This window comes from Rhodoferax sp. (assembly GCF_023701345.1).
Classification (GTDB): Bacteria; Pseudomonadota; Gammaproteobacteria; order Burkholderiales; family Burkholderiaceae_C; genus Rhodoferax.
In genome coordinates, this window is record NZ_JAMPXE010000142.1 from 1 (window position 1) to 7,736 (window position 7,736).

Annotated in this window: 5 protein-coding genes; 4 read left to right on the forward strand and 1 reads right to left on the reverse strand. The window is 61.2% G+C overall.

Features of this window, described 5'->3' with window-relative positions:
• Positions 1 to 219 precede the first annotated feature (219 nt).
• Complete coding sequence (gene tnpA, locus NDI87_RS15125; RefSeq protein WP_296276269.1) at positions 220 to 651, reverse strand: IS200/IS605 family transposase; 432 nt, start codon at positions 649 to 651, stop codon at positions 220 to 222.
• A gap of 523 nt (positions 652 to 1,174) precedes the next feature.
• On the opposite strand from tnpA, the gene NDI87_RS15130 reads away from it, so the two are divergent.
• From NDI87_RS15130 to NDI87_RS15145, 4 genes are all read left to right on the forward strand, one after another.
• Positions 1,175 to 1,960: a TetR/AcrR family transcriptional regulator gene (locus tag NDI87_RS15130; protein ID WP_296276270.1), complete on the forward strand. Its 786-nt coding sequence runs from the start codon at positions 1,175 to 1,177 to the stop codon at positions 1,958 to 1,960.
• Positions 1,957 to 3,375 (forward strand): efflux transporter outer membrane subunit, encoded by a 1,419-nt coding sequence (locus NDI87_RS15135; protein WP_296276272.1) that lies wholly within the window; start codon positions 1,957 to 1,959, stop codon positions 3,373 to 3,375. Before NDI87_RS15130 ends, NDI87_RS15135 begins: the two co-directional genes overlap by 4 nt.
• Before the next feature lie 54 nt (positions 3,376 to 3,429).
• A complete protein-coding gene (locus tag NDI87_RS15140) occupies positions 3,430 to 4,617 on the forward strand; it encodes an efflux RND transporter periplasmic adaptor subunit (protein WP_296276273.1) in 1,188 nt (395 codons plus the stop codon).
• A 12-nt stretch (positions 4,618 to 4,629) separates the two neighbouring features.
• The coding region (locus tag NDI87_RS15145; protein WP_296276274.1) for an efflux RND transporter permease subunit at positions 4,630 to 7,736 on the forward strand (3,107 nt) is incomplete at its 3' end.

The window sequence follows — 7,736 nt, forward strand, 5'->3', positions numbered from 1 at the left end:
CACATGACGTTGTCAAAAGGCAAGCCATACTTTGAGTTAAAAGCCAACGTCAGGGAGCCAAAAGGTTGCGTTTGTTGCGATACGTTCACCATTCAGGCCTGTGGGAGAGTAACCATCCTCCGGCAAAGCCGGAGGCTTTCAAATTGTGAGCCGCTCAAAGCGGCAAAACGGGGTCGCTAACGCGGCCCCAACTCTTGGTGCCACCGAAACGGTGGCCGCTTATCTCCACAGCCCAAGCTGTTCCAGTCTTTCGTCTTCTTTCTCTTGGTGCCGGATGTAACTCCGGATCACCTGCTCATCTCGCCCGACGGTCGATACAAAATACCCTCGTGCCCAGAAATGCTGGCCCACAAAGTTCCGCTTCTTCTCTCCATACACCCGCGCCAAATAAATGGCACTCTTGCCCTTGATGTAGCCCACCACCTGCGACACCGCATATTTCGGCGGGATCGAGATCATCATGTGAACGTGATCGACCATCAAGTGCCCTTCTTCAATCCGACTTTCCTTGTGCTGCGCCAGGGTCCGAAACACCTCGCCGAGGTGCTTGCGTAACTCCGCGTACAGCAGCTTTCTTCTGCCCTTGGGTATAAACACCACGTGGTACTTGCATTCCCATTTCGTGTGATTTAGGCTATCTGTCTTGTCCATCCAGTTTCTCCTTTCGTTTGCTTGGCGGCTCACGATTGGTAGTTTCTGCGATGGACACCTACGTAAATGTCAAACTCCTACTGCCACCCCGGCAAAGCCGGGGGATCTCCCATTTGATTAGAAAGAGAAACAACGACTATCCTTCGCTCAGCAGAAAGTATGCCGACAAGATTTGAATGCGGTGGTTGGGATTTCATACTGGTCGATCTCGACTCCGATCGTCCAGGTTTGCGCTCAAATAAAAGTAGGCAACGATTGAGAAACGAAAAATTGGACTGCCCGTAACCTGCCGTTGGTAGTTGTCTGCAACCACTGCATTTTGCAGCCTACATTTTGTGGTTTTGCGAAAATCTACGTAGTTGTGCCGCCCACAGCTATTGGAATGGCGTAAATACTAGGCCGCGAACTCTGGTGAGCTCGTTCAAAAACTGATGGTAGGCTGAATGTTGCCCTACCAAAACCCCATCGAGGGCAGGGATTATTTAAATCAAACGTTTGATTTAACTCGACTAAGATCGCTCCCATGACAAAAACGCCAACTTCTGCGCCGCAAACCACCAAAGCCCTGCGCAGCGACGGCGTCGAGGCACGCAACCGCCTGCTCTACGCCGCATTGGATTTGTTTGCAGATAAGGGGTTTTCCAAGACTTCCACACGCGAGATAGCACTGGCGGCTCAAGTCAATATTGCCTCTATCAGCTACTACTTTGGTGACAAGGCAGGCCTCTACAAGGCCGTGTTCACTGACCCCCGCGTCAATCCGACGGTTCCCCCCGAACATATAGACAACCCGAGCCAGCCGCTGCAAGTTTCTATCACCACCCTGATGCGTAGCTTTGTGGACCCCCTCAAACAAGGCCACCTAGCGCAGCAGTGCATGAAGCTGCACTTCCGCGAAATGCTGGAGCCCACTGGCATCTCACAGGCAGAGGTGGAGCGCAATATCAAGCCCACCCACGATGCACTGGCCACCGCGCTGTGTCGCCACCTCGGTGTAGCCCAGCCCGACGACGAAATCCACCGGCTCTCTTTGGCGATCAGTGGCATGGGCGTGATGTTGCAGATCAGCACCGATGTCACTAATGGCGTGCGCCCAGGGCTGATCGCATCCCACGCCGCGCTCGATGTGTATTGCGACCGACTGGTGGACTACGCCATGGCCCTGACCGCCGCCGAAGCCCAGCGCCGCGCACGCCCTGACACGCCCCCAACCGCGAAAACGAAAACCAAAGTCAGGCCTGCCGAAAAAAATTCAGTTCATTCACCGTCACTGTCACGACGTTCCAAACACCCAACAGCACCAACATGATGATGAAGATCCGACAACCCTTGCGCACATTCGCACCTCTGGCCGCCGCGCTGGCGCTGTCTGCCTGTTCAAGCTTCATGCCCCCAACCCAGGTCAGCATGGACGCCCCTGCACAATGGTATGCGCCCCTGCCCCACCAGGGCAGCGTGGGCTCACTGACCCAATGGTGGCAACAACAGGGCGATCCCGAGCTTGTGGAACTGATCGCCGCCGCGCAGGCAAGCAGTCCGTCCGTGTCACTTGCGCTGGCGCGTGTGGCGGCGTCGCGTGCGCAGCAGGCCGCAGCCCATTCCGCCTTGTTACCCAACGTGGGCGCCCAGGTGTCCGCCAGCCGGGCGGTAAGTCAGCCCGGCTTTCCGGTGACCAATACCCAGCAGGTCGGCCTGCAAGCGGCATGGGAAATTGATCTGGTCGGCGCCAACCGCGCGGTCAGTCGCGCCGCGCAGGCCAATGTCGAAGGTAGCCAGGCCCTGTGGCATGACGCCCGCGTGTCGGTGGCGGCCGAGGTGGCCAACCTGTACTACAGTCTGTCGACCTGCACCCAGCAACTGGCGCTGGCCCGACGCGACGCAGCATCGCGCCAGGAGACTGCACGGCTGACCGAGATCAACGCCAACGTCGGCTTTGTGGCCCCATCCGTGGGTGCTATGGCACGGGCCAGCGCGGCGGACGGCCGCGGCCGGGTGACCCAGCAAGCTGCCTTGTGTGAACTCGACACCAAGGCCCTGGTCGCCCTGACCGCCATTTCCGAACCAACGTTGAAGGAAAAACTTGCGCTATCCGTAGCAAAACCTGCGCAGGTAGCTGCTATTTCAATTGCAAGCGTGCCCGCCCAGACGATTGTCCAGCGCCCGGACGTTTTCAGCGCCGAGCGTGATGTCATGGTTGCAAGCGCCCAGGTCGGCGCGGCCAAGGCCCAGCGCCTGCCACGCCTGGGCTTGGCGGGTTCGATTGCCGGCACGCGCCTGAGCACCAACGGGGTCAACCAGGAAGGCATCACTTGGTCCTTCGGCCCGTTGGCAGTCAGCCTGCCAATCTTTGATGGTGGTCTGCGCGTGGCGGCGGTCACGTCGGCCGAGTCCAACTACCACGCGGTGGTGACCGTCTACCGCGCCAAGGTCCGCCAGGCCGTGCGCGAAGTGGAAGAGGCTTTGGTCAACCTGCACAGCACGGAAGCCCGCACTCAAGACGCCAAGGTCTCCACCCAGGGCTACGCCGAATCGCTGGCCGCCACCCAGGCGCGCTTTGGCCAAGGCCTGGCTAGCTTGGTGGAGTTGGAAGATGCCCGGCGCAACGCGCTGATCTCCGAGTCGGTCCTGCTAAATCTGACTCTTGAGCGCAACCGGGCGTGGGTGTCCCTTTACCGCGCACTGGGCGGCGGCTTTGAGCCCCAGGCGCAACTTAAACCGCTGTGAAGTGACCCACCCAGCCCCCAAAGTTATTCCCACATTTAATGACGCGACACCACCATGAACTTCCCATTCAATTCCCTTGCCCGCAAGCTCACCTTTAAACCACTCACTCTGGGTCTGGTTATTACCATCGCAGTGACCCTGGCTGCCCTGAACCTGTTTGCCACCCGAAGCCTGGCCGCCGATGCCGCCAAGCCCGCGGCCGCCGGCAAGCCTGCGCTGACCGTGGCCCTGGCCCAACCCAAGAGCAGCATGCTGACCATCAAGCTGTCCGCCAATGGGAGCGTGGCCGCCTGGCATGAAGCCAGCGTTGGCGCCGAAGTGAACGGACTGCGCGTGGCCGAGTTGCACGCCCAAGTGGGTGACCGCGTCAAGCGCGGCCAACTGCTGGCCAGCTTTGCCGCCGAAAGCGTGCATGCCGATGTGGCGCTGGCGCGCGCTGCCGTGGCCGAGGCCCAGGCCAATGCGGCGGAAGCCGCTGCCAACGCCGACCGCGCGCGCGCCGTGCAGGGCAGCGGTGCCATCAGCGCCCAACAGGTCAACCAGTATCTGACTCAGGAGCAGACTGGCAAGGCACGCGTCGAGTCAGCCAAGGCGCAACTCAATTTGCAACTGCTGCGCCTGAAAAACACCCAATTGCTGGCACCAGACAGTGGCGTCATCTCGACCCGTATGGTCACTGTGGGCTCGGTGGTGGGTGCTGGCACCGAAATGTTCAAACTGATACGCCAGGGCCGCCTGGAGTGGCGTGGCGAAGTCACCTCCGCCGAATTGGGCCGCATCACCACCGGCACCACCGTGTTGGTCACCGCCCCCAGCGGCGCGCAAATGAAGGGCAAGGTGCGCAGTCTGGCCCCCACAGTCGATGCCGCCACCCGTAATGGGCTGGTCTATGTGGACCTGCCAAGCGCGGCGCCCAGCGTTGCCGCCAACTTTAAGCCGGGCATGTATGCCCGTGGCGAGTTTGAGCTGGGCAGATCCGGTGGCTTGACCGTGCCACTAACCGCCGTGGTCGTGCGCGACGGCTTCAGCTACGTCGCGCGCGTCGGCGCCGACAGCCGCGTGGCCCAAGTCAAGGTGCAGACCGGTCGCATCGTGGACGACCAAATCGAAATTCAGAGCGGCGTCAAACCCGATGACAAGCTGGTGGTCAGTGGCGGCAGCTTTCTCGCCGAGGGGGACCTGGTCAAGGTAGTGGAAAGTCCTGCAGGCTCAGAAAAACCTGCGCAAGCTGCTAGCAAATAAGGATCAATTCCAATGAATTTCTCCGCCTGGTCCATTAAAAACCCCATCCCGGCAATCATGCTGTTTGTGCTGCTGACGCTGGCCGGGCTGATGTCCTTCAACGCCATGAAGGTGCAGCAGTTCCCTGACCTGGAGCTACCCACCGTCACCGTGTCGGCCAGCCTGCCGGGTGCCGCGCCGGCCCAATTGGAAACCGAAGTGGCCCGCAAGCTGGAGAACGCCATTGCGTCCCTGCAGGGGTTGAAGAACATCTACACCAATGTGCAGGACGGCAGCGTCACGGTGACTGCCGAGTTCCGCCTGGAAAAGCCCACCCAGGAAGCGGTAGACGATGTGCGCAGCGCGGTGCAACAGGTGCGCAGCGACCTTCCCGGCGATTTGCGCGACCCGGTGGTCAGCAAGATGAACCTGTCGGGTGCGCCCATCCTGGCCTTCGCCATCCACTCCGGGCAGATGGACGATGAAGCGCTGAGCTGGTTTGTGGACAACACCATCACGCGCGCCCTGCTGGGTGTGCGCGGGGTGGGCTCGGTGGTCCGAGTGGGCGGCGTGACCCGCGAGGTGCAGATTGCGCTGGACCCACTCAAGCTGCAAAGCCTGGGCGCCACCGCAGCCGACATTTCCCGCCAGCTCAAACAGGTGCAGACCGAGAGCGCCGGTGGCCGCGCCGACCTGGGTGGTTCCGAGCAGCCCATGCGCACCTTTGCCACCGTCGCCACGGTGGAAGAACTCGCGCGGCTGGAGCTGACCCTCTCCAACGGCAGGCGTTTGCGCCTGGACGAAGTCGCCAGTGTCAAAGACACGGTGGCCGAGCAACGCAGCTTTGCCACGCTGAACGGTAAAACGGTGGTGGGCTTCGAGATCACGCGCAGCAAGGGCGCCAGCGAGGTGGAAGTTGGCGCGGCCGTGCAAAAGGCGCTGGTCGATCTCAAAACCGCCCACCCCGATCTGGTGCTGACGCAGGCCTTTGACTTTGTGACCCCAGTGCAAGAGGAGTTCGATGCCTCCATGACCATGCTGTTTGAGGGCGCCGTGCTGGCGGTCATCGTGGTCTGGTTCTTCTTGCGCAACTGGCGCGCCACGTTTGTATCGGCGGTGGCCTTGCCGCTGTCGGCCATTCCGGCCTTCATCGGCATGAACTACATGGGCTTCACGACCAATATCGTGACGTTGCTGGCGCTGTCGCTGGTCATCGGTATCCTGGTGGACGACGCGATTGTGGAGGTGGAAAACATCGAGCGCCACCTGCGCATGGGCAAGACACCCTACCAGGCCGCCATGGAAGCGGCGGATGAGATCGGCCTGGCTGTGGTCGCCACCACCTTTGCGTTGATTGCCGTGTTCCTGCCCACAGCCTTCATGAGCGGCGTGGTTGGCAAGTTCTTCAAACAGTTTGGATGGACGGCAGTGTTCGCGATCTTTGCCTCACTGATGGTGGCGCGGCTGCTGACCCCGATGATGGCGGCCTACATCATGAAGCCGTCCACCCATGTGCACCAGGAGCCGGTGTGGATGCCGCTGTACCTGCGCATCACACGCTGGACGCTGCAGCACCGCTGGATCACCATGTTCTCGGCCATTGGCTTCTTCGTCGGCTCGCTATTTCTGGTGCCGCTGATTCCCAGTGGTTTCATCCCCCCGGACGACAACTCCCAGACCCAGGTCTACCTGGAACTGCCCCCGGGCACCACGTTGGCACAAACCCGTGCGGCGGCTGAGCAGGCACGCGCCCTGATTGGCAAGGTGCAACATGTGAACAGCGTTTACACCACGGCCGGTGGTGGCAGCGTGGGCACGGACCCCTTCATGGGTGGCGCCAGCACCGAGGTGCGCAAGGCCACGCTGACCGTTTTGCTGGCCGAGCGCGGCCAACGCCCGCGCAAGCAGGTGATTGAGAGTGACATGCGCACCGCGCTGTCCGAATTGCCGGGCGCACGCTTCAAGGTCGGCCTGGGCGGCTCGGGCGAGAAATACCAGCTTGCACTCAAGGGCGAAGACCCGGTGGCCCTGGCCCAGGCGGCAGCGGCTGTGGAGAAGGACCTGCGCAAGATCGGCGGCTTGGGCAATATTTCATCGAGTGCCAGCCTGACACGTGCCGAGGTGGTTATTCGCCCGGACTTTGCACGCGCTGCCGACCTGGGTGTGACCAGCGCCGCCATTGCCGAGACGCTGCGCATTGCCACCGTGGGCGATTACGAATCGGCTTTGCCCAAGCTCAATCTGAGCCAGCGCCAGGTCCCCATCGTCGTCAAGTTGGCCTCCGATGCCCGCCGGGACCTGGAGTTGCTGGGTCGCCTGATGGTGCCCGGCGTCAAGGGCCCGGTCATGCTAAGTCAAGTCGCCACGTTTGAAATGTCTAGCGGACCCGCCATGATCAGCCGCCTGAACCGGGTGCGCAACGTCAACTTCGAGGTGGAGTTGTCGGGCGTGCCGCTGGGCGAGGTGACGGATGCCGTAGCCAAACTGACCAGCATCCAGAATCTGCCAGCCGGCGTGCAGCAGTTGGAGATTGGTGACGCCGAAGTGCAGGCCGAGATGGTGGCCGGCTTTGGCATGGCGATGATGACGGGTGTGCTGTGTATTTACATCGTGCTGGTGCTGCTGTTCAAGGACTTCCTGCACCCGATCTCGATCCTGCCGTCCGTGATCCTGTCCTTCGGTGGCGCTTTTATTGGCTTGCTGGTCAGTGGGAAGATGCTGTCCATGCCTTCCTTCATCGGCCTGGTGATGCTGATTGGCGTATCAACCAAGAACTCCATCCTGCTGGTGGACTACGCCATCATGGCCCGCCGCGACCATGGCCTGAACCGCTTCGAGGCGCTGATTGATGCCTGCCACAAACGTTCACGTCCCATCATCATGACCACCATTGCCATGGTGGCGGGCATGCTGCCGCTGGTGCTGGGACTGGGCAACGCCGACAACAGCTTCCGCGCACCGATGGCGGCGGCGGTGATTGGCGGCCTGATTACGTCCACCATCCTGAGCCTGCTGGTGACGCCGAGCTTCTTCTCCATCGTCGATGACATCGAGCACTTCGTCGGGGTTGCCAAACGCAAGCTGCTGCGGCAAAAGGACAACACGGTGGTGGTGCCCGTTGCCGCCCCTAGTGCACCGTA

Excerpts from the sequence above, each read along its gene's own strand:
- tnpA (WP_296276269.1), bottom strand. The coding sequence starts at position 651 with ATGGACAAGACAGATAGCCTAAATCACACGAAATGGGAATGCAAGTAC.
- NDI87_RS15130 (WP_296276270.1), top strand. The coding sequence starts at position 1,175 with ATGACAAAAACGCCAACTTCTGCGCCGCAAACCACCAAAGCCCTGCGC.
- NDI87_RS15135 (WP_296276272.1), top strand. The coding sequence starts at position 1,957 with ATGATGATGAAGATCCGACAACCCTTGCGCACATTCGCACCTCTGGCC.
- NDI87_RS15140 (WP_296276273.1), top strand. The coding sequence starts at position 3,430 with ATGAACTTCCCATTCAATTCCCTTGCCCGCAAGCTCACCTTTAAACCA.